Below are 18,795 nucleotides of genomic sequence, written 5' to 3' on the forward strand. Positions count from 1 at the left end.
GCGTGTGCAGGCGCACACGGCGGCAGCGTGCGCCGTGTGCGTCAAGAAAAGTCCGAAACCCGGGCAGCTATAATCGCGTGACTGTTTTTGGTGGTGCTATGCAATCCTCTTCCCCGTCCAACCCGCCGTCCACGCCGCCCGAGAAGCCGAAAAAAGCCAAACGCCCATGGTGGGCGAGGCTCATGCTCGGATTTTTCGTCAGCGTTTTCGCGCTCGTCGTCTGCGCGGGTCTGGTGCTCGGCTACGCGCTCGTCGTTGCGATGCCGAACCTGCCGTCGCTCGAAGCGCTCACCGATTACAAGCCGAAGGTGCCGCTGCGCATCTACACGGCCGATCACGTTCTGATCGGCGAATTCGGCGAAGAGCGCCGCAGTGTCGTGCGCATTCAGGACGTGCCCGATCATCTGAAAAAAGCCGTGCTCGCCATCGAAGACGCGCGCTTTTACGATCACGGCGGCGTCGATCTCACCGGCATTCTGCGCGCGGGCTCGGTCGCCCTGACCAACGGCCACGCGTCGCAAGGCGCGAGCACGATCACGATGCAGGTCGCGCGCAATTTTTTCCTGTCGAGCGAGAAGACCTACACGCGCAAGATTTATGAAATGCTGCTCGCGTACAAGATCGAGCGCGCGTTGACGAAGGATCAGATTCTGGAGGTCTATATGAATCAGATCTATCTCGGGCAGCGCGCGTATGGTTTCGCGAGCGCGGCGCGGGTCTATTTCGGCAAGGATCTGAAGGACGTCTCGCTCGCCGAGGCGGCGATGCTCGCGGGTCTGCCGAAAGCGCCCTCGGCGTACAACCCGGTCGTCAATCCGAAGCGCGCGAAGGTGCGGCAGGAGTACATCCTGCAACGCATGCGCGAGCTGAACTTCATCACGCAGGCTGAGTACGAGCAGGCCGTGCAGCAGCCGCTCGTCGTGAAGGGACAGGGCCGCGAATTCAGCGTGCACGCCGAGTACGTCGCGGAAATGGTGCGTCAGATGCTGTACGCGCAATACCGCGAAGAAGCGTACACGCGCGGCCTGAATGTCGTGACGACGATCGATTCCGCCGACCAGGACGCCGCGTATCGCGCGGTGCGCAAGGGCCTGATGGATTACGAGCACCGGCACGGCTATCGCGGGCCGGAAGGTTACATCGATCTGCCGGCGAACGCGGATGACCGCGAGCAGGCCATCGACGATGCGCTCGCCGAGCATCCCGACAACGGCGAGATCGTCGCGGCGGTCGTGACGTCGGCGAGTCCGAAGGAAGTGAAGGCGAGCTTCATCGACGGCAACACGGCAACCATCAGCGGCAACGATCTGCGTTTCGTGCAGTTCGCGCTCTCGTCGCGCGCGCAGCCGAACTCGCGCATTCGTCCGGGCGCGATCGTGCGTCTCATGAAGGACGACGACGGCGACTGGATCATCACGCAATTGCCGCAAGTCGAAGGCGCGCTCGTGTCGATGGTGCCGCAGGACGGCGCGATCCGTGCGCTCGTCGGCGGCTTCGACTTCAACAAGAACAAGTTCAATCACGTTACGCAGGCATGGCGCCAGCCGGGATCGAGCTTCAAGCCGTTCATCTATTCGGCATCGCTCGAAAAGGGTCTCTCGCCCGCGACGATCATCAACGACGGACCGCTTTTCTTCAGCGCCGCCGAGACGGGCGGCCAGGCGTGGGAGCCGAAGAACTACGGCGGCGGCTTCGACGGCCCGATGACCATGCGCTCCGCGTTGCAGCGCTCGAAGAACATGGTGTCGATCCGCATCCTGAGTCATATCGGCACGAAGTACGCGCAGCAGTACATCACGCGCTTCGGCTTCGATGCGGACCGTCATCCCGCCTATCTGCCGATGGCGCTCGGCGCCGGCCTCGTCACACCGCTGCAAATGGCAGCCGGTTACGCGGTGTTCGCGAACGGTGGATATCGTGTGAATCCGTATCTGATCGCCGATATCACCGATCCGTACGGGCGCGTCGTGTCGCATCCGCAGCCGCTCGTCGCGCAGCAAAGCGCGCCGCTCGCGATCACGCCGCGCAACGCTTTCGTGATGAACAGCCTGTTGCAGAGCGTCGCGCAGCACGGCACGGGCGCGAAGACGAATCAACTGAAGCGCGGCGATCTGGCCGGCAAGACGGGCACGACGAACGATTCGCGCGATGCGTGGTTCGCCGGTTATCAGCGCACGCTCGTGGCGATCGCGTGGATCGGCTATGACAATCCCCGCAGCCTCGGCGACAAGGAAACGGGCGGCGGTCTCGCGCTGCCGGTGTGGATGGATTACATGGGCCGCGCGCTGAAGGGCGTGCCCGAGTACAAGCCGATGATGCCGCCCGATATCACGTCGCTCGGCAACGAGCTGTACTACGACGACATGACGCCGGGCCGCGGCTTCGTCGCAACGATCGGTGTGAGCCAGGCGCCGCCGCAGGAAGGCGTGTCAGGCGTGACTGCGCCCGCGCCCGAGGTTGGCGAGCAGGAAAAGCAGGACATCATGAATCTGTTCAAGGGGCAGTAACCCGGCCCCTGCAAAGCAAAGCGAGCGGACCGAAAGGCCGCTCGTTTTTTTTACGCCTCGATTTATGCCTTGAAGCGGATCGGCTCGCCGGCCTGCTCGCTCGAATATTTGCTCAGCGTCGCGAAGAATTCGCTGTTGTCGCGCGTGTCGCGCCAGGCGCCGTCGCGGTATTTGTAGTGGAATCCGCCCGCCTTCGCCGCGAGCCAGATTTCGTGCTTCGGCGGCTGCAAGTTGACGATCACCTTCGTGCGATTCTCGAATTCCAGCGTGAGCACATTGCCGCTGCGCTCGAATTCGATGTCCGCTTCGGCGTTGTCCACCGAGCGCTCGATGGCCGTCAGCGCGGCCTCCGCCAGCGTCAGGTATTCCTGGTCTGTCATGCTAAACTCCATCGATTAAACGTATAGGGACGGTCATGCGAGTCGTTTTCAAGATGAGCGCGATTGTAGCGGCTTTGAGCATCGGCGCCGCGGCAACGCTCTCGCTCGGCGGTTGTGGGCAACGCGGTCCGCTGTATCTGCCAAGAGTGCCGCCGCTGCCGCAACGTCCCAACGACCTCCAGAATACGCCGCCTTCGAACGTCGCTCCGGACAGCGAAACGGCATCGAGACAGCCGCTCTCGCTTTCGCCCGAGACCGATCTCAAAACCAGTCCCAATGGTGCATCGGCGCCGAAAGCCGCGTCGACCGCTTACTGATCCTCGAGCCTTAACGCCTTCGTGGCGCACTTTCGATTCCACGCATGAGTGATTCCGCATTCCACTATGTCGACGGCGTGTTGCACGTCGAAGGCGTCTCAGCCGCGTCGCTCGCGGACCAGTTCGGCACGCCGCTCTACGTCTATTCGCGCGATGCCCTCACGCGCGCCTATCACGCTTACGCCGATGCCTGCGCCGGCCGCAAGGCAACGGTGCACGTCGCGGTGAAGGCGAACAGCAATCTCGCGGTGCTCAACGTGTTCGCGCGCATGGGCGCGGGCTTCGACATCGTGTCGTCGGGCGAGCTCGCGCGCGTGCTCGCGGCCGGTGGCAAGGCGAAGAACACGGTGTTTTCGGGCGTCGGCAAGACGGCGGCCGAAATGCGCGAGGCGCTCGAAGCGGGCGTCAAGTGCTTCAACGTCGAGTCGATTCCCGAGTTGCACGCGCTCAACGAAGTCGCGAAGTCGCTCGGCAAGAAAGCGCCGGTTTCGCTGCGCGTGAATCCCGACGTCGATGCAAAAACGCATCCGTACATCTCCACCGGCCTCAAGTCGAACAAGTTCGGCGTCGCGTTCAGCGATGCGCGCGCGACGTACGCGCAAGCGCATGCCATGCCGAATCTCGATGTCGTCGGCATCGATTGCCATATCGGCTCGCAGATCACCGAAATCAGCCCGTATCTCGACGCGCTCGACAAGCTGCTCGAACTCGTCGAGCAGATCGAAGCGGACGGCATGAGCATTCGTCACGTCGATGTCGGCGGCGGTCTCGGCATCACCTACGACGACGAAACGCCGCCCGATATCGGCGTGTTCGTGAAGACGCTGCTCGATCACATCGAGAAGCGCGGCCACGGTCAGCGCGAAGTGTATTTCGAGCCGGGGCGCTCGCTCGTCGGCAACGCGGGCGTGCTGCTGACGCGCGTCGAGTTCCTGAAGCCGGGCGAGGAAAAGAACTTCGCCATCGTCGATGCCGCGATGAACGACCTCGCGCGTCCCGCGATGTACGAGGCGTTTCATCGCATCGTGCCGGTCGTGAAGCGCGACGAGAAAGCGCATACATACGATGTCGTCGGTCCGGTATGCGAAAGCGGCGACTGGCTCGGACGCGATCGCGAGCTGTCCATCGCGCCCGGCGATCTGCTCGCGATCTGCTCGGCGGGCGCGTACGGCTTCGTGATGAGCTCAAACTACAACACGCGTCCGCGCGCCGCCGAAATCATGGTCGATGGGGAACGCGCGCGGCTCGTGCGCGAGCGTGAGGAAGTGAAGCAGCTGTTCGCCGGCGAATCGATTCTGCCGGACTGAAGCGCCGCGCTTCGAACGAAAAAGCGATGCCCTGACGAGCATCGCTTTTTTCATGCGCGTCGCGCTTTGAGCCAGGCGATCACGCGCCAGCCGAGCAGCACGATCACGATCGAGCCGTAGATCTTCGGCAGTTCGAGATCGTGTTTGCCCGCCTTCATCCACCAGAAATGCAGGATCGCGAGCGCGGCGATCAGATAGATCGCGCGATGCAAGGTCTGCCAGCGACGGCCGAGCTTGCGCACCATCGCTTTCGGCGATGTGACCGCGAGCGGAATCAGCAGCACGAACGCCGCGAAACCGACCGTGATGAACGGCCGCTTGCCGATGTCCTTCAGCATCGCGGCGACATCGAACCATTTGTCGAACCAGATGTACGTCGTGAAGTGCAGTACGGCGAAGAAGAACGCGAAGAGACCGATCATCCGGCGAAAGCGCGCGAGCGCCGTCACTCCCGTCAGGCGGCGCACGGGCGTGATCGCGAGCGTGATGCACAGATACACGAGCGTCCAGAGGCCGGTCGAGCGCGTGATGAATTCGATCGGATTCGCGCCCAGGCCGCCCGTCGCGCCGAGCAGCACGAGACGTGCGAGCGGAAACAGCATCGCGACGAACACGACGATCTTGACCGGAACGATCCATCGCGGTCCCGTCGCGACGCGCGCGCTTTTGATCTGGGAAGCGGACGACATCGTTCAGAAGTTCTTCTTCAGATCCATGCCGGCATACATCGACGCGACCTGATCGCCGTAGCCGTTGAACATGAGCGTCTTGCGTTTCGGCTGAAAGAAACCGTCCTCGCCGATGCGCCGCTCGGTCGCCTGACTCCAGCGCGGATGATCGACATTCGGATTCACGTTCGAAAAGAAGCCGTATTCGCTCGGCGCGTAGAGATTCCAGCTCGTTGGCGGCTGCTTCTCGACAAAGCGGATTTTCACCAGCGATTTCGCGCTCTTGAAACCGTACTTCCACGGCACGACGACACGCACCGGCGCGCCGTTCTGATTCGGCAGCACTTCGCCGTACAAGCCGACGGTCAGCAGCGTGAGCGGATTCATCGCCTCGTCCATGCGCAGACCTTCGGAATACGGCCATTCGAGGATCGGCGTCGAAAGTCCCGGCATCTGCGACGGATCGGCCAGCGTGATGAACTGCACGTACTTCGCGTTGCCCGTCGGCTCGGCGCGCTTGATGAGCTCCGACAACGACACGCCGATCCACGGAATCACCATCGACCAGCCTTCGACGCAGCGCAGCCGGTACACGCGTTCCTCGAGCGGCGCGAGCTTGAGAATGTCGTCGATGTCGTAGACCTTCGGATTCTTGATCGCGCCCTCGACGGACACTTTCCACGGCCGCGGACGCAGCGTGCCGGCGTGGGCGGCGGGATCGTCCTTGTCGGTGCCGAACTCGTAGAAGTTGTTGTAGCTCGTGATGTCCTTGAACGGCGTCGGCTTGTCGAGCGCGACGAACTTCGGGTTGGTCGTCGCGGCCAGCTTCTGGCCTTTGGCGTCGGGCGATGTCAGCGTCGCGTGGGCGAGGCCGCTCGCGCCGGCGAGTCCTGTCGCGGCGAGCGCGCCGAGCGAACGAAGCGTGCGCCGGCGATTCTCGAACACGTCGCGCGGCGTGATTTCGTGACTCGCAATGTCATCGCCGTACAGATTACGGCCTTGTTTGATCCACATGAAGCGTGACTCCTTCCGTTCATTCTTGTACGGAGAAAACAGCAGATTGGATGCCAGTATTCCACCGCAAAACGAAAAAAAACCGCCAGCGCTCGTCACGCATGGCGGTCTTTTTCGATTCGACGCTGCCGATCAGAGCTTGCCGTAACTATGCAAGCCCGAAAGGAACATGTTGACGCCGAGGAACGCGAAGGTCGTGACGATCAGGCCCGTCAGCGCCCACCATGCGGCGGCGGCGCCGCGCAGGCCTTTCATCAGGCGCATGTGCAGCCACGCGGCGTAGTTCAGCCAGACGATCAGCGCCCAGGTTTCCTTCGGATCCCAGCTCCAGTAGCCGCCCCACGCTTCCGCCGCCCACAGCGCGCCGAGGATCGTCGCGATGGTGAAGAACGCGAAGCCGACGGCGATCGACTTGTACATCACGTCGTCGAGCACTTCGAGCGACGGCAGGCGGTCCGCCATGAAACCGCGCTGCTTCGCGAGATACGCGACGGAGACCATCGCCGAGAGCGCGAAGCTGCCATAGCCGATGAAGTTCGCCGGAACGTGGATCTTCATCCACCAGCTTTGCAGCGCGGGGACGAGCGGCTGTATCTGCTGTGCATCGCGCGCGATCGAATACCACATCAGGAAACCGACCGCCGCGCTGATCACGAGCAGCACGAACGCGCCCATCGCGCGCGTCGAGTAATGCTGCTCGTAGTAGAGATAAAACAGCGACGTGATGAGGCAGAACAACACGAAGACTTCGTACAGATTCGAAATCGGAATATGGCCGACGTCCGAGCCGATCATGTAGGACTCGTACCAGCGCACCATCAGGCCGGTGAAGCCCATCAGCACCGCGACCCACGTCATGCGCGAGCCGATCGCGCCGCCCGTCTGCGAGCGCGTCGCAAGGCCGATCCAGTAGAAGAGCGTCGCGAGGATGAAGAGCGCGCTCATCCACAAGATCGCGGACTGGCTCGACAGGAAGTACTTGAGGAAGAAGTTCGTGTCGGCGCGAGCGAGGTCGTGCTGATAGAGCTGGATCGAGAAAAGCGACAACACCGCGATCAACGCGATCAGCAGGCGTACCGGTTTCCAGCGCCAACCGAGCACCACGAACGTCGGCACGGCGCCGACCAGCACGGCCGTGTCGTACACGTCCATGTACGCGTGATAGCGGTTCAGCGCGAAACCCGCGCCCGCGACCATCGCGAGGGCGAAGAGCCAGTCGATCAGCGTGAGCCTGCGCAAGAACGGACGATCGTCGAACTCGGCGACATCGGGAAGCCCCGATGCCGGACGTTCCGTCTTGGCGGAGGCGTGGGAGGAAGTCTGTGTGAGGTCCATGATCTTACCGTGTTGAAACTTCCGAGCTCGGGGTCTCGGTTTGCGAATGCCGGTGCGCGTTTTGCGCCGGGGACGGATCGGCCGGTACTTCCGGCTTCACGCCGAGCGCCGCTGCGATCTGCGCGCGCGTACGCACGAACTCTTTCTCGAAATCGAACGTGCGGCGGGCAGTGGACATCGCCATCAGCACGCTCGCGCCGCCCTGGCCCGTATCTTTGAGCCAGAACCAGAGCCGGCGTTCGCGCACGTAAAACATCGCGAAAATGCCGACGACCAGCAGAAGGCTGCCAAGATACACCAGATTTTTACCCGGCGCGCGCGTCAACTGGAATACCGAAGCTTGCACCTGCCTGAAGTTGTCCAGTTGCAGAAAGACCGGCGAACCGTACAGAAAGCTGTCGGAAAGCGCGTTGATGGACGATTGCACGAACGCGGCGTTCTTATCGTCCACTTTAGCCGCGGGCTGGCCGTTTTGCTCTCGGGAAATCTGCCATACGTCCCACATCGCCCCTTCGAGCATCCTCATCAGCAGGCCGGCGGCTTTCTCCTGCTCGCCCTTCGGCACCGATTTGTCGATAAACATCGCGATGCTCTGGAAACCGCCAATCATCTGCGGATTCGTCGTCGCCTTGCCGGTTTCATCGGCGCCTGCGAAAAGATTCAGCACGCGGACGGCGCTTTCCTCCAGATGTTTCTGCAGTTCACCGTTTTCCTGCGGCACCGAACGCAACGCGAAACGATGCGCGGCTTCGGCGCGCGTCGCCGGCGTCGCGAGCGCGGCGCGCAGGTCCATCCACTGTTTGACGGTGCCCTGATCGTCGGCGGGAATGCGCAGATAGCGGAACGGATCGTTCGGGCTCAGGCGCATGCCCGCGAGGAACATACGCTGGCCGCTCACGTCCACGGGCACCATGTAGTTGCTGTATTCGCGCGCCTGGCCGTCCGTGCCGCGCACCTTGTATTGCACCGACGGGCCGATATTGCGCAGATCCGTCGGTCTCGACGTTTTGGCGCCTGAGCCGAGGCGCTCGTCGAATGCATCGCGCAGCGTTTCCTTCTTGCCGACGCCGCGCGCGTCGGGCGCGCCGCTGCCGTCGGTCATGTTCTCGACGTTGATCGCGCGGAAATCCGTGAACTCGACCGTCTCGCCCTGCGCGCCCGCGAACTGCGCGCCGATGGGCGCCGTGCCGCCGATCGTCCCGCTGAACGGCGCGGTCTTCGCGCTGCCGCCGGTCATCGGCCAGGCGGTCATTTCGAGTTTCGAGCCGCCGTCCTGAAAGCTCGATTGATAGATCGAAATGCCGTCATACGTGAACGGCTTGTTCACTTCGATGCGCGCCGGAATGCGCTTGCCTGTCTTGTGATCGATCACGACGATATCGCTCGCGAAGAGCTTCGGCATGCCGGTCGAGTAGTAATCGACGATGAACTTATTGAGCTGAATCGAGAACGGCAGGTCCTGAATGATCGAGCCGTCTTGCTGATTCAGTATCGCCGTGCCGACGAACTGCCCTTCGGGCACCCATGCGTAGCCGCGGAAAGTCGGATTCGACGTTGAAAGACGATGCTCGCGCGGAATGTCGTTGATGACGGCGTTGCTGTTGATCGGCGTCTTGTTGAACATCCACATCTGCAGCTTGATGGGCAGATTGCTGTCCAGCAGACCGCCGATACAGATCACGACGATCGCCAGATGCGCCGAGATATAGCCGATCTTGGTCATCGCGCCGCGCTTGGCGGTGATGAGCGTCGCGCCGTTGTCGGTCTCGCGCGTCTTGAAGCGGTAGCCCATCTTCGCGGACAGGCGTTCGAGCGTCGCGGCGGTCTGCGCGCGATCGGCCGTGACCGTGAACTCGCCCTTGTGATGGAACGCGCGCAGCCCGCCTTCGTGCACGCGATCCTTCCAGCTCTTGATGTCCGCGATCATCTTCGGGCTGTTTCGGATCACGCACAGCGACACCGAGATCACGAGGAAAATCAGGATCAGCATGAACCACCATGCGCTGTACACGGTGTAGATGCTCAAGCCACGGAAGATGTCCGCCCAGAACGGGCCGAATTGATTGACGTAGTTCGGATACGGATCGTCCTGCGTAAGCACCGTGCCGATGATGCTCGCGATCGCCAGAATGACCAGCAATGCGATGGCGAAGCGCATCGAACTGACGAGTTCGACGAAATGCCTGATGGCCCGACGGCTCGACTTCGACTGCAAACCCGATGTGGTGACGCTCATTCAAACTCCGGCTGGACAGCAAAAAAGGGTGGAGACGCTGGCGGTCTTTGTCGACCGACGTCCCACCCTTTTCTTGTTTTCGCGCCGGTCTTCTCGGATAGTCCGGGACCGGCTTCGTAGTATGGGCGATTCTCCGTCTCTGCATGGAGAACCGCTGGACGCTGACTGCTATGCGTTCAATGCAAACCGGCGATGTAGTCGGCGACCGCCTTCATCTCCGCTTCGTTCAGGCGCGAGGAAATCTGGTGCATCGGCTCGCTGTTGTTGCGTTGTCCCGATGCGAAGGCGTTCAACTGCGCCACTGTGTAATCGCCCCACTGCCACGACAGCCGCGGATACTGCACCGGAATGCCCATGCCCGTCGCGCCGTGGCACGCCGCACACGCCGGCACGCCCTTGTCCGCGATGCCGCCGCGGTAGATCTTCTGGCCCAACGCGACGTCGTTCTTGTCGCGCGCGTAATTGGGCTTTGCCTTCTGCGACGCGAAGTACGCCGCGACGTTCACCATGTCCTGATCCGATAGCGCGCCCGCGATGCCCGCCATGATCGGATTGTTGCGCGCCGGTGCCTTTGCACCCGGCTGCGTCTTGTAATCCTTCAACTGCTTGACGATGTACTCGGCGTGCTGCCCCGCGAGCCGCGGAAATGCCGCGCCGGCGCTGTTGCCGTCTGCCGCGTGACACGCCGCGCACACCTGAGTCGCGATAGCCTGGCCTCGCGTCACATCCGGCTTGGCCGGTTGCGCGGGCTCCGCCGCACTCACTGACATCGATACCGCCAGACCACTCAAACCTGCACCGAAAGCCGCCGCTGCCCGAATCACCACCAGAGACCTGTACAGTCGGTTCATTCGCGTACCCTGTTTTTCGTCTTGTGAGAATGTGAGGTTCTGCAAAAAACGACGGCGACCGATCATCGCCGCAAGATACCCGAACTCGCTGAACGAAGAGGCCCAAAAGTACGCCTCTGAAAACTGTCTCGCTCCTTGTGGGTGCCGCCTGCGGCTTGGGTCTTGCGTGCCCGCTGATCTTTAAAAATCCGTCGTATTGTACAATAACCCGCTATACGCAAAGACGCCAGTCGGGGCATGCCCAGTATTTGCCGGGTTCTCAAGGCTTCGGTTTTCGCAGCGCTTTCGATTGGACCCGCCCATGTCATTCCTGCTTCATCAATCCCGCTTCTTCACCACCGTCAACCATCTGCGCGATCTGCCGCCGACGCCGCAACCCGAAATCGCATTTGCGGGGCGCTCGAACGCCGGTAAATCGACGGCGATCAACATCCTCTGCAATCAGAAGCGGCTTGCTTTCGCGAGTAAAACGCCGGGGCGCACGCAGCATATCAATTACTTCTCCGTCGGTCCGGAAGCCGCGCCGGTCGGCTATCTCGTCGACCTTCCCGGATACGGTTACGCCGAAGTGCCGGGCGCCGCGAAGGAACATTGGCAGCGGCTGCTTTCGACGTACCTGCAAAGCCGCGCGCAACTGTGCGGCATGATCCTGATGATGGATTCGCGCCGGCCGCTCACCGACCTCGATCGCATCATGATCGACTGGTTCGCGCCGACCGGAAAACCGATTCACGCGCTGCTCACCAAATGCGACAAATTGACGCGACAGGAGATGACGAACGCTCTGCGTGCGACCAAGAAATCCTTCGCCGAATATAAAGACGCGGGCTATCGCGGCGAACTTACGGCGCAGCTCTTTTCGGCGCTCAAACGGACGGGCATCGACGAGGCGCATGAACAGATCGAAAGCTGGCTGATACCGGAAGAAGCCGGCGAAAACGCGTCAGAAGACGCAGCCGAGTGAGCGCGGCGCGTGCGCGCCGGCATAAAAAAACCCGCCGCATAACGGCGGGTTAATAGCCTAATCGAATAACGACAGGCACCCGCTCAGGGAGGAGAAGCGGGGAGTCCGGCGGCAAGCGCCTCGCTCGATCGGTATGATATACCATTGTCTCAAAGCGGTTTCAGACGCAGCCAAGTGCTTGTTCGGCAAGGGTTTAGGCGTCTCGGAACACGTTTTCGACCTCCCCTGAAGACCACCCAAATTCGAGTCGAAATATGAGCTTCCATCCTCACCATCGCCCGCGCCGGATGCGCCGCGATGACTTCTCGCGCCGTCTGATGCGCGAAAACATCCTCACGACGAACGAGCTCATCTATCCCGTGTTCATCGTCGAAGGTACGAATGTGCGGCAGGCCGTGCCGTCGATGCCCGGCGTCGAGCGCACGTCCGTCGATTTGCTGATGAAAGTCGCCGAGCAATGCGTCGAACTTGGCGTGCCGGTGCTGTCGCTGTTCCCGGCGATCGAACCGTCGATCAAGACGCCCGATGGCCGCGAAGCCACGAATCCGGACGGTCTCATTCCGCGCGCCGTGCGCGAGCTGAAGAAGAACTTCCCGATGCTCGGCGTGCTGACCGACGTCGCGCTCGATCCGTACACGAGCCACGGCCAGGACGGCGTGCTCGACGAAGAAGGCTACGTGAAGAACGACGAAACGAGCGAAATTCTCGTCGAGCAGGCGCGCACCCAAGCTGAAGCGGGCGTGGATATCGTCGCGCCGTCGGACATGATGGACGGGCGCATCGGCGCGATCCGCGAGATGCTCGAAAGCGAAAGCCACATCCACACGCGCATCATGGCGTATGCGGCGAAGTACGCGTCGGCGTTCTACGGCCCGTTCCGTGACGCCGTCGGTTCCGCAGCGAATCTCGGCAAGAGCAACAAGATGACGTATCAGATGGACCCGGCCAACTCCGACGAAGCGATGCGCGAAGTGCGCATGGACATCGAGGAAGGCGCGGACATGGTGATGGTCAAGCCGGGCATGCCGTACCTCGACATCGTGCGGCGCGTGAAGGACGAGTTCCGCTTCCCGACGTACGCGTACCAGGTGAGCGGCGAGTACGCGATGATCAAGGCGGCCGCGCAGAACGGCTGGATCGATCACGACAAGGTCATGATGGAAGCGCTGCTCGCGTTCAAGCGCGCGGGCGCGGACGGCGTGCTGACGTACTTCGCGCTGGATGCGGCGCGGATCATTCGCGCTTCCGTGTAAGCGCCAAAAGGGCGATGCGAGTGCATCGCCCTTTTTTTATCCGTTCAGTTTATCGAGACTCTTCAGGAACGTATCCGCCGATTCATACCCGACCACGCGCGCGACTTCGTTGCCCTGCGCATCGAAGAAGATGATTCCCGGCGGCCCGAAAAGCTTGAAGCGCTTGAGGAGAATTTGATCGTTCGTGTTGTTGGCGGTCACGTCCGCGCGCAGAAGATTCAGTTGCGCGAGGCGCGCTTGCACACGGGCGTCGGAGAAAGTCAGCTTCTCCATTTCCTTGCACGACACGCACCAGTCCGCGTAGAAATCGAGCATCGCGGGACGCGTCGCCGCTTTCACCGCCGAGTCCAGTTCCGCCGATGAACGCACCGGCGCGAAGATCAGGCCCTGCGATTGCGCATTCGCCGACGGCTCGCTGCGGGAAGCCAGCACGGCGAGCGGGCGCAGCGGATCTGTCGAACCCGCCGCCAATCCGACGAGCAGCGTCGCCGCCCAGATCGCGAATGCCGCTCCGAGCCCGCGCCCGAGCCGCTTCCACACACCGACAGGCGCCGCCGCGCCCGACGAGAACAATCCGAGCGATGCCGCCGCGATCAGCAGCCATAGCGCCGCGAGCAGCATCTGCGCAACGCCGCCGATGACCGGCCAGACGATCCACAGCGCGGCCGCGAGCAGCACGACGCCGAAGAAGACCTTCACGCCGTCCATCCACGCACCGGCGCGCGGCAGAACCGAACCCGCGCCGAGCCCGATGACGAGCAGCGGCACGCCCAGTCCGATGCCCATTGCGAAGAGCGCGGCGCCGCCGAGCGCAGCGTTGCCGGTGTGCGCGATGAACGCGAGCACTGCGAAAAGTGGCGCAGTCATGCACGCGCCGACCACGAGCGCGGACAGCGCGCCCATCGCCGCGACTGCCGCGAACTTGCCGCCGCTGCGCTTCTGCGATGCTTCGTTGACGCCCGCTTGCCAGCGCGCGGGCAGCGCGATATCGACGCCCGAGATCAACGCGATGGCGAACGCCGCGAGCAGCAGGCCGAACGCGCCGAGCACCCACGGGTTCTGCAGCCACGCGCCGAGGCTTTGTCCGATCAACGCGGCAGCGACGCCGAGCGCGGTATAGACGAGCGCCATGCCGATCACGTACGAAACCGACAATGCGAATCCGCGCGAACGCGTCACACGCGCGCCTTCGCCGACGATGATCGCGGACAGAATCGGGATCATCGGATACGAGCATGGCAGGAGGCTCAGTACCATGCCGGCAAGGAAATAGAGTCCGACGACTGTGAAGAATCCGCCGCCCTCGAGCATCGATTGCGCGTAGTCGGCGCTGGTCGCGCGCTCGAACCAGGTGTCGCCGGTGTTTGCGCTCGTCGTCGCGGTCGGTGCCGCGCCCGCGGGCTGGAGCGCGTCGCCGCGCACACGATAGGCCTTCTCCATCGGCGGATAGCAGATGCCGCCATCCGCGCAACCCTGCGACGTCACCGCGAGCTCGAACGGCCCGTTCGCTTTCGTCACCGGAATACGGATGATCAGTTCGCCGCGATACGTCTCGACGTCCTTGTTGAATGTCTGATCGAAATGAACTTTGCCCGCCGGAAGTTGCGCCGCGCCGATGGTCGCGTCGCCGCTCTTCACCGCGAACGCGAAACGCTCACGGTACATGTAGTAGCCGTCGGCGATCTTGTAGCGCACGTCCACTTCGCCCGGCTTTTCGGATGCGCTGAATTTGAACGCGACGTCGGGGTCGAGGAAATCGTCGGCTGCGCGCGCGGCGCCCGACAGCAGCGCGAACGCCGCCAGGAAGAGAAACGCGCCGAAAAGTCGCCGCGTGACAAGGCGAGAAAACTCAAACATGAAGAGGACGCTGCGTTTCTGCGTTGACCCACTGGCCGTATCCCGGCGATGCATCGACCTGCCAGACGAGGATTTCGGGCGTTTCATACGGATGTCGAGCCTCGACGAAGCGCTGCAATTCTGCGCTGCGCGCGACGCTCGTCTTGAACAACAACTGCACTTCCTGCGACGACTCCAGCACGCCCTTCCAGTGATATTGCGACGACACGGCGCCGAGATTCGTCACGCACGCCGCGAGCCGCGCGTCCAGCGCCGCATGCGCGAGCGCATCGGCTGCGGCGGCGTCGGGCAGCGTGGACAGCATCAAAACGACGGGGACGTTCACTCGGCGTGCTCCGAGAGGTTAATTGCGTATCGTAGCATCGGCGGCTGACACTCACTTTTACGCCTCGGCGCGCTGAAATGTCGCAGCCAGAAAGCAAAAAGGCCAAGCTCTAAGCCTGGCCTTTCTGGTAACAACCGAAAACGGGATTTATTCCGCTTCTTGCACTTCTTCCGTCTCTTCGACTTCCGGGCGATCCATCAGTTGGACCAGCGCCATCGGGGCGTTATCGCCGACGCGGAAACCGAACTTCAGGATGCTCAGGTAGCCGCCCGGGCGGTTCGCGTAGCGCGGGCCGAGGACGTCGAAGAGCTTCGCGACGGAATCACGATCGCGCAGGCGGTTGAACGCCAGACGACGGTTCGCGAGCGACGGCTTCTTGCCCAGCGTGATGAGGGGCTCGACGACCTTGCGCAGTTCCTTGGCCTTCGGCAGCGTCGTCTTGATGACTTCGTGCTCGATCAGCGAGTTCGACATATTGCGGAGCATTGCCAGACGATGGCTGCTCGTGCGGTTCAGTTTCCGCAGACCATGCTTATGACGCATTTCAGTTCCTTTAACGAGTTTTGGTCCAGCTCTTCTATTGCACCCTAATTTGGGTGCACGGGCCGGTCAGGTAAAAGCAAGACGCGGATTTTAAAGCAAAATCCGCGTCTTTGCCAAGTTACGCGACTGCGTTTGGTATTACTTGTCCAACCCGGCCGGCGGCCAGTTTTCGAGCTTCATACCGAGCGTCAGACCGCGCGACGCCAGCACTTCCTTGATTTCGTTCAGCGACTTGCGGCCGAGGTTCGGCGTCTTCAGCAGCTCGTTTTCCGTGCGCTGGATCAGGTCGCCGATGTAGTAGATGTTCTCGGCCTTCAGGCAGTTCGCCGAGCGAACCGTGAGTTCGAGATCGTCCACCGGACGCAGCAAGATCGGGTCGATCTGCGGTGCGCGCGACGGTGCTTCTGCTGCCGCTTCCGTGCCTTCCAGTGCGGCGAACACCGACAACTGATCGACCAGAATGCGAGCCGACTGGCGGATCGCTTCTTCCGGCGAAATCACGCCGTTGGTCTCGATGTTCATCACGAGCTTGTCGAGGTCGGTGCGCTGTTCGACACGTGCGCTTTCGACGGCGTAGCTCACGCGGCGAACCGGCGAGAACGACGCGTCCAGCACGATGCGGCCGATGATCTTGGCCGACTCTTCGCCATAGCGACGCACGTTGCCCGGCACGTAGCCGCGGCCCTTTTCGATCTTGATCTGAACGTCGAGCTTGCCGCCCTTCGACAGGTGAGCGATCACGTGTTCCGGATTGATGACCTCGCAGTCGTGCGCGAGTTCGATATCGCCGGCCGTGACAACGCCTTCGCCTTCCTTGCGCAGCGTCACCGTGACTTCGTCGCGGTTGTGCAGCTTGAAGACGACACCCTTCAGGTTCAACAGCAGGTTGACCACATCCTCTTGCACACCATCGAGCGTCGAGTATTCGTGCACGACGCCTGCGATCGTCACTTCGGTCGGCGCGTAGCCGATCATCGACGACAGCAGCACGCGCCGAAGCGCGTTACCCAAGGTGTGGCCATAGCCGCGTTCGAACGGCTCCATAACCACTTTCGCATGGTTCTCACCAAGCGATTCAACTGCAATGATCTTGGGCTTCAACAAACTGGTTTGCATAGGTTTTCCTTTTCAATACCCTCGGCTCGTTACACCGATAAGGCTGACCGGTGACAACCTGAAAATAAACAGCCGAGGCCACCTCTTGCCACGAGCAATCAGGCTCCCCGGCTGTCCATCCATTACCGCCGCGATTAACGCGAATACAATTCGACGATCAGGCTTTCGTTGATGTCGCCGGCGATGTCGCTACGCTCGGGCATCGACTTGAACGTGCCTTCGAACTTCTTCTCGTCGACCGACACCCAGCTCGGCATGCCGCCTTGCTGCGCCAGCGAGAGAGCTTCGACGATACGAGCCTGCTTGCGCGACTGCTCGCGCACGGACACGACGTCGCCCGACTTCACTTGCAGCGACGGGATGTTCGCGACTTGGCCGTTCACCATGATCGCCTTGTGGCTCACGAGCTGACGTGCTTCAGCGCGCGTCGAGCCGAAGCCCATGCGATACACGACGTTGTCGAGACGCGACTCGAGCAATTGCAGCAGGTTTTCGCCCGTCGGGCCCTTGCGGCGGTCGGCTTCAGCGAAGTAGCGGCGGAACTGACGCTCCAGCACACCGTAGATACGCTTCACTTTCTGCTTTTCGCGCAACTGGGTACCGTAGTCGGACGTACGCGCGCCCGAGGTGCGGCCGTGCTGGCCGGGCTTGCTGTCGAGCTTGCACTTGTCGGCGAGGGAGCGGCGTGCGCTCTTCAGGAACAGATCAGTGCCTTCACGGCGGGACAGCTTTGCTTTGGGACCGGTATAGCGTGCCACGTTGCATCCTTAAATATTGATCACGCAAACTTCCGTTGAACTTCAGTCTGCGCTAGTCCGAACCCTTTGGGCCGAACGGTGGGCTTAGTCAAAACTTACTAACGCACGAAACCCGCCGATACTCGCGCATCGACAGGCAACATGCGGTTGCGTCGACGTATTAGATACGACGGCGCTTCGGCGGACGGCAGCCGTTGTGCGGGACCGGCGTCACGTCGGAGATCGCGGTGATCTTGATGCCAAGACCATGCAACGCGCGCACCGCCGATTCGCGGCCAGGACCGGGGCCCTTGATCCGCACTTCGAGGTTCTTCACGCCGTATTCCATTGCCACGCGACCAGCCGATTCGGCTGCGACCTGAGCTGCGAAGGGCGTCGACTTACGCGAGCCCTTGAAGCCCTGACCACCCGAGGTCGCCCATGCCAGCGCGTTACCTTGACGGTCGGTGATCGTGATAATGGTGTTGTTGAACGACGCGTGAACGTGAACCACGCCCTCGGCGACGTTCTTCTTGACCTTCTTGCGAACGCGTTGCGCCGCGGAGTTGTTCGAAGCCTTAGCCATTACGTTTTCCTGTAACTGTCAGTTCCGCTTACTTCTTCAGCGATTGCGCTGCACGACGCGGACCCTTGCGCGTACGGGCATTCGTGCGCGTACGCTGGCCACGCAGGGGCAGGCCCTTGCGATGGCGCATGCCGCGGTAGCAACCCAAGTCCATCAGGCGCTTGATGTTCATCGTCACTTCACGGCGCAGATCGCCTTCGACGATGAACTTGCCCACTTCGTCACGCAGCTTTTCGAGGTCTGCGTCGGTAAGGTCTTTGACCTTCTTCGAAAATTCCACGCCAGCAGCGGTGCAGATGCCACGCGAACGCGTGCGGCCGATGCCGAAGATTGCCGTCAGGCCGATCTCGGTATGCTGGTGATTCGGGATGTTAACCCCTGCGATACGAGCCATTGTTTTTCCTCAAACAAAAAGCGCAAGCAAAAGCGCGGCGTTCAGCCTTGACGCTGTTTGTGGCGCGGATCAGAGCTGCAAATCACGCGCACAACGCCCTTGCGCTTGATGATCTTGCAATTGCGGCAAATGCGCTTAACCGATGCCATCACTTTCATGATATTACCCTTTTTTCAAATCACTTCGCCCGGAACACGATCCGTGCACGAGACAGATCGTAAGGCGTCAATTCAACCGTAACCTTGTCGCCCGGCAGGATGCGGATGTAGTGCATCCGCATCTTTCCGGAAATATGTCCCAGGACGACATGGCCATTTTCCAATTTCACCCGGAAAGTAGCGTTGGGAAGGTTTTCGATGACCTCACCCTGCATCTGGATAACATCGTCTTTGGCCATAGTCCTTA

At 61.7% G+C, this 18,795-nt stretch carries 20 protein-coding genes; 5 read left to right on the top strand and 15 right to left on the bottom strand.

Features of this window, described 5'->3' with window-relative positions:
- Positions 1 to 98 precede the first annotated feature (98 nt).
- Positions 99 to 2,507 carry a penicillin-binding protein 1A gene (locus NCS02_RS12855; RefSeq protein ID WP_175983048.1) on the top strand — a complete coding sequence of 803 codons (2,409 nt, stop codon included), beginning with the start codon at positions 99 to 101 and terminating at the stop codon, positions 2,505 to 2,507.
- A 62-nt stretch (positions 2,508 to 2,569) separates the two neighbouring features.
- Here NCS02_RS12855 and cyaY read toward each other — a convergent pair whose 3' ends face one another.
- Positions 2,570 to 2,887, bottom strand: coding sequence for an iron donor protein CyaY (gene cyaY, locus NCS02_RS12860; RefSeq protein WP_175983047.1), 318 nt, complete (start codon positions 2,885 to 2,887; stop codon positions 2,570 to 2,572).
- 35 nt (positions 2,888 to 2,922) lie between these two features.
- Here cyaY and lptM point away from each other — a divergent pair, with 35 nt between their 5' ends.
- A complete protein-coding gene (gene lptM / locus NCS02_RS12865; RefSeq protein ID WP_250519791.1) occupies positions 2,923 to 3,204 on the top strand; it encodes an LPS translocon maturation chaperone LptM in 282 nt (93 codons plus the stop codon).
- A gap of 44 nt (positions 3,205 to 3,248) precedes the next feature.
- Positions 3,249 to 4,511 (top strand): diaminopimelate decarboxylase, encoded by a 1,263-nt coding sequence (gene lysA / locus NCS02_RS12870; protein ID WP_250519792.1) that lies wholly within the window; start codon positions 3,249 to 3,251, stop codon positions 4,509 to 4,511.
- 50 nt (positions 4,512 to 4,561) lie between these two features.
- Here the strand turns inward: lysA and msrQ are convergent, their stop codons facing one another.
- The 5 genes from msrQ to NCS02_RS12895 all read right to left on the bottom strand — a co-directional run bounded on the left by msrQ (position 4,562) and on the right by NCS02_RS12895 (position 10,615).
- On the bottom strand, positions 4,562 to 5,200 hold the full coding sequence (gene msrQ / locus NCS02_RS12875; RefSeq protein ID WP_008344065.1) for a protein-methionine-sulfoxide reductase heme-binding subunit MsrQ: 639 nt from the start codon (positions 5,198 to 5,200) through the stop codon (positions 4,562 to 4,564).
- Positions 5,201 to 5,203: 3 nt separating this feature from the next.
- Positions 5,204 to 6,193 carry a protein-methionine-sulfoxide reductase catalytic subunit MsrP gene (gene msrP, locus NCS02_RS12880; RefSeq protein ID WP_175983045.1) on the bottom strand — a complete coding sequence of 330 codons (990 nt, stop codon included), beginning with the start codon at positions 6,191 to 6,193 and terminating at the stop codon, positions 5,204 to 5,206.
- 132 nt (positions 6,194 to 6,325) lie between these two features.
- Entirely contained in the window at positions 6,326 to 7,528 is a 1,203-nt protein-coding gene (gene ccsB / locus NCS02_RS12885) for a c-type cytochrome biogenesis protein CcsB (RefSeq protein ID WP_008344060.1), read from the bottom strand.
- A 4-nt stretch (positions 7,529 to 7,532) separates the two neighbouring features.
- The gene (locus tag NCS02_RS12890; RefSeq protein ID WP_250435271.1) at positions 7,533 to 9,764 is read right to left on the bottom strand and encodes a cytochrome c biogenesis protein ResB; all 2,232 of its coding nucleotides are present in this window, start codon (positions 9,762 to 9,764) and stop codon (positions 7,533 to 7,535) included.
- 176 nt (positions 9,765 to 9,940) lie between these two features.
- Positions 9,941 to 10,615 carry a c-type cytochrome gene (locus tag NCS02_RS12895; RefSeq protein ID WP_175983043.1) on the bottom strand — a complete coding sequence of 225 codons (675 nt, stop codon included), beginning with the start codon at positions 10,613 to 10,615 and terminating at the stop codon, positions 9,941 to 9,943.
- Positions 10,616 to 10,916: 301 nt separating this feature from the next.
- Between NCS02_RS12895 and yihA the strand changes: the two genes are divergently transcribed.
- Together yihA and hemB are read left to right on the top strand one after the other, a co-directional pair.
- On the top strand, positions 10,917 to 11,579 hold the full coding sequence (gene yihA, locus NCS02_RS12900) for a ribosome biogenesis GTP-binding protein YihA/YsxC (protein ID WP_008344055.1): 663 nt from the start codon (positions 10,917 to 10,919) through the stop codon (positions 11,577 to 11,579).
- A gap of 254 nt (positions 11,580 to 11,833) precedes the next feature.
- Positions 11,834 to 12,832 carry a porphobilinogen synthase gene (gene hemB, locus NCS02_RS12905; protein ID WP_250523165.1) on the top strand — a complete coding sequence of 333 codons (999 nt, stop codon included), beginning with the start codon at positions 11,834 to 11,836 and terminating at the stop codon, positions 12,830 to 12,832.
- A gap of 36 nt (positions 12,833 to 12,868) precedes the next feature.
- Here the strand turns inward: hemB and dsbD are convergent, their stop codons facing one another.
- The 9 genes from dsbD to infA form a co-directional block, all read right to left on the bottom strand.
- Positions 12,869 to 14,689 carry a protein-disulfide reductase DsbD gene (gene dsbD / locus NCS02_RS12910; protein ID WP_250523166.1) on the bottom strand — a complete coding sequence of 607 codons (1,821 nt, stop codon included), beginning with the start codon at positions 14,687 to 14,689 and terminating at the stop codon, positions 12,869 to 12,871.
- Positions 14,682 to 15,014, bottom strand: a complete 333-nt coding sequence (gene cutA, locus NCS02_RS12915; protein ID WP_250459045.1) for a divalent-cation tolerance protein CutA — start codon at positions 15,012 to 15,014, stop codon at positions 14,682 to 14,684. The genes dsbD and cutA overlap by 8 nt, the downstream gene beginning before the upstream one ends.
- Before the next feature lie 147 nt (positions 15,015 to 15,161).
- Positions 15,162 to 15,557 (bottom strand): 50S ribosomal protein L17, encoded by a 396-nt coding sequence (gene rplQ, locus NCS02_RS12920; protein ID WP_008344047.1) that lies wholly within the window; start codon positions 15,555 to 15,557, stop codon positions 15,162 to 15,164.
- 138 nt (positions 15,558 to 15,695) lie between these two features.
- Positions 15,696 to 16,673, bottom strand: a complete 978-nt coding sequence (locus NCS02_RS12925; protein ID WP_008344045.1) for a DNA-directed RNA polymerase subunit alpha — start codon at positions 16,671 to 16,673, stop codon at positions 15,696 to 15,698.
- A 134-nt stretch (positions 16,674 to 16,807) separates the two neighbouring features.
- Positions 16,808 to 17,431: a 30S ribosomal protein S4 gene (rpsD, locus tag NCS02_RS12930; RefSeq protein ID WP_008344042.1), complete on the bottom strand. Its 624-nt coding sequence runs from the start codon at positions 17,429 to 17,431 to the stop codon at positions 16,808 to 16,810.
- Positions 17,432 to 17,591: 160 nt separating this feature from the next.
- Complete coding sequence (gene rpsK, locus NCS02_RS12935) at positions 17,592 to 17,996, bottom strand: 30S ribosomal protein S11 (RefSeq protein ID WP_006052224.1); 405 nt, start codon at positions 17,994 to 17,996, stop codon at positions 17,592 to 17,594.
- A gap of 28 nt (positions 17,997 to 18,024) precedes the next feature.
- Positions 18,025 to 18,390, bottom strand: coding sequence for a 30S ribosomal protein S13 (gene rpsM / locus NCS02_RS12940; RefSeq protein ID WP_008344037.1), 366 nt, complete (start codon positions 18,388 to 18,390; stop codon positions 18,025 to 18,027).
- A gap of 41 nt (positions 18,391 to 18,431) precedes the next feature.
- Positions 18,432 to 18,548: a 50S ribosomal protein L36 gene (rpmJ, locus tag NCS02_RS12945; RefSeq protein WP_004199844.1), complete on the bottom strand. Its 117-nt coding sequence runs from the start codon at positions 18,546 to 18,548 to the stop codon at positions 18,432 to 18,434.
- Positions 18,549 to 18,568: 20 nt separating this feature from the next.
- Positions 18,569 to 18,787 (bottom strand): translation initiation factor IF-1, encoded by a 219-nt coding sequence (gene infA / locus NCS02_RS12950; RefSeq protein WP_004521905.1) that lies wholly within the window; start codon positions 18,785 to 18,787, stop codon positions 18,569 to 18,571.
- Between the last annotated feature and the right edge of the window lie 8 nt (positions 18,788 to 18,795).

This window comes from Caballeronia sp. NCF2 (assembly GCF_023631205.1).
GTDB lineage: Bacteria > Pseudomonadota > Gammaproteobacteria > Burkholderiales > Burkholderiaceae > Caballeronia > Caballeronia zhejiangensis.